Origin of the sequence: Paenibacillus solisilvae (assembly GCF_042656405.1) — a bacterium.
GTDB lineage: Bacteria > Bacillota > Bacilli > Paenibacillales > Paenibacillaceae > Paenibacillus_Z > Paenibacillus_Z solisilvae.
In genome coordinates this window covers 1-3,092 of the sequence record NZ_JBHSOW010000003.1, presented here as the reverse complement: position 1 = coordinate 3,092, position 3,092 = coordinate 1, and the positions used below count along the sequence as shown (strand labels likewise).

At 43.1% G+C, this 3,092-nt stretch carries 3 protein-coding genes; 2 read left to right on the top strand and 1 reads right to left on the bottom strand.

The genetic code is table 11. The features are described 5' to 3' along the window. A partial coding sequence (locus ACFPYJ_RS00355; protein WP_465263347.1) for a transposase occupies window positions 1–835 on the bottom strand: 835 nt, incomplete at its 3' end. A 308-nt stretch (window positions 836–1,143) separates the two neighbouring features. Here ACFPYJ_RS00355 and ACFPYJ_RS00350 point away from each other — a divergent pair. After that, on the top strand, window positions 1,144–1,785 hold the full coding sequence (locus ACFPYJ_RS00350; RefSeq protein WP_379186044.1) for a phosphatase PAP2 family protein: 642 nt from the start codon (window positions 1,144–1,146) through the stop codon (window positions 1,783–1,785). Window positions 1,786–2,131: 346 nt separating this feature from the next. Continuing rightward, window positions 2,132–2,647, top strand: a complete 516-nt coding sequence (locus ACFPYJ_RS00345) for a DUF2690 domain-containing protein (protein ID WP_379186043.1) — start codon at window positions 2,132–2,134, stop codon at window positions 2,645–2,647. The last annotated feature ends 445 nt before the right edge of the window (window positions 2,648–3,092 follow it).

Genomic DNA, 3,092 nt, shown 5'->3' with positions numbered 1-3,092 from the left:
GCTTGAGCTGGCCGTTGCGCATGTGATCCTCTTTCATCCGCATAAACGTAGCATCCTTATCGGTCTTGTTGAAGCTATTGCGTTCTCCAAGAATGGCCTGTTGACTCTCGTACTTTTGCAGGCGTGGGAGCAGGTCTTTACGGAGTGAGCGCACCGCCTTCTTTAGCGGTTTATCCTTGGGTTTCTCTTGAAGCTGCAAATCCAATTGCTGGACGGCATTCTCCAGCTTTTCACTGGTGATCTGCGTCGTCTCACCGAGTTCAAGGAGGTCTTTCCCACTATGCTCATGGTCCTCTTGCTCTTCAGCCGCTTCAATCGTGGCGAACAAGCTCTGAACTTTCTCCTGTAACTTCATCTTTTGCTTCACAACAGCTTTGCCCCAGACAAAGGTATACCGATTGGCGTTGGCTTCTATTTTCGTACCGTCGACAAAATAATGCTCTAGCTTTAAGTAGTTCTCCTCAGCCAGAAACTGAAGCACCGCTGTAAACACGCTTTGCAAGACCGTCTTCATCCGCTCGGAATGAAAACGATTGAGTGTACGAAAATTCGGCCGTTGTCGACCTGCAATCCACATGAACATGATGTTTTCGCGAACAGCTTTAGCGATTTGGCGAGATGAGTACATTCGCTGCATGTAGGCATAAATAATGACTTTGGTAAGCATTTTGGGATGATAGCTATCTCGGCCACCGCCGGGATAAGCGTCTGCAAAGAGGTCGTCGCTGAGGCGATTAACAGCTGCGTTGACGACGCGAACGAGGTGATTTTCGGGAATGTCTTCCTCCAAGTCCATTGGCAGGGTAAGTTGGTCCATGGTATATTGAATGTACAAAGAATCCGTTCCTTTCGTAAATGGTGGGTCGCACTTCCATTTTACCAAAGAACGGTTTCTTTTTGGTTTAAAAATACCAAGGGGCAATCCCTCGGTCATCTTCGATGACTTTTGGGACAGCCCCTTTTATTAGAGTCGATGGGGAATTACACAATTTGCCGTCCATAATAAATCGGTTGTTGAACTCAACTTGTCCCAATGAGAAAAGGAATGGCAGACAGCGTGAGGGATTATACTATTCATGATAAATCGATAAGAATCGACTCAAAATGTACCTTGCACTTCATTATATGAAAGGAAAGAGCCTCATGAGATTACCGCAAAGTCTGTCGAGAGCGTTCGTATTCAATCTTCTGTTTACACTCGGCTTTGGAGTAGTTGCCATACTGGTTGGCGATAAGAATATCAATGCGTTCGATGCTTCCGTTACCCGGTATATTCAGGGTAAGGAAAGCGTGGAGTGGACACGCGTGATGAAAATCTTCACGGATATAGGCTCGGGAGTGCCCGTCGTGATCATCACGATCATTTCCATGACCTTTATACACTATATATTGCATCACCGAAGGGAGCTCGTGTTGTTTATCACGGTACTGGTAGGCTCGGAAATCCTCAATGTCGTGCTAAAAGCCATATTTCACCGGGAACGGCCGACAGTTCATCGGCTCATCTCCGAGAGCGGCTTTGGATTTCCAAGCGGTCATTCCATGGGAGCGTTCAGCTTATACGGTGCGTTGGTGTTTTTGTTATGGAAGCACATCCCGGTTCTGTGGGGGCGAACGTTGCTCATCTTGATAAGCGTTACTTTGATACTCGCCATCGGAATAAGCCGAATTTATTTGGGCGTTCATTATCCGAGTGACGTGTTTGCCGGATATTTGGCCAGCGGTTTCTGGCTGATGACATCGATCTCGGTGTATCAACGATTCATGGAACGTTTCCACCATTGAGTGGAAGGACATTGATAAAGACTAAAATGTTGAATGATTTCCATTACTTCTCTAAAAGAGAGTTCTTCTTCAAGCTACATATGACCGTGGGGCGTATCCCACGGTCATATGTAACTTTTCACAAAAATAGGGAGTTAGGTACATATGTCTTGCTTCAAAAATGAGGCTTCGAGCAACGCTTTTCGACAAAAACCCGGTTACTTTGACCAGATCATTATGATACAGTAGTACCTGGAAATGGAAATCGGTGGATGTATGTACTCTGAGGAGATGCTGGAAGTTAAAGTTGTTAACTGGCAAGGCGGTATCAACGATTTTATTATGTGTGAGTTGAGGAGGAATTTTAATGAAAAAGTTTTTAAAGAAAAAAGTGTCCAAAGTGATATCCGTGGGTGTGTTGTTTACTTTTGTTTTTGGTCTGATATTTGCGGTTTCACCAACAGAAAAAGCGTTTGCCCTATCCTATGATTATTCAAATCCTTATTCAACAGGTTGTGCATATAAAAGTCCCATCACCTATGAAACAAAATATATCTATAAAAGCGGTGTGAAAATTGGATATGTGCAGCTCAAAGGAAGTGCCTATTGTCATACGGCTTGGAGTTACGTAAAGTTTTATTCGGCCGCTCCGTATAATGGTTATGCAAATGTAGGAACTTACCGGTATAATGGTACTTCAAGCACTTCTAATGCAAGGACATTCTGTAATAGTTCCGGCGGAAACGGTGTGGTTGAAAAAGGGCAAACGTCCTGTTATACTGCTCAATTGTGGGATAAAGATCCATATAATTCTTTAGCCGTTGTGTTCGTTTATTCTTCAACAGGGAGCGTAATTGCTCAAGCCCAAACAGGTCGTCATTAGAAATCATTGTTTTAAACTTAGAATGGTTTTCAAGATTCAAGGTGAATAGTGTTTACTTAAAGCTAGCAGATATTTAAAGGACAAGTATTTAAAGTAGGAGAACTTTAAGACGTGGCCAGCAATTCCGACTACGAAAATAAGGGCACTCAATTGCGGGGGCACTGAAAAAGGCCACTTTTTTTGAACAGAAAAATATGCAAAAGAAAACGAGCCTCTAGAATCGCTTCTAAGGCTCGTTTTGCGTACCTGGAGTCATATTCGAACCCCTAATTTTCTTGGTTTTTTCCAAAACACTACTTTTTCAGTGCCCTCCTCAATTGCGAGTGTCTTTTTTTTGTTATGAATATTTAAAAAGGAGATGAAAATAATATGTAGATAAACTATACAATGGGGTTTAGCAATGACAGATCAATGGATTGCAAGTGTCATCGATGGTGGGGTGACT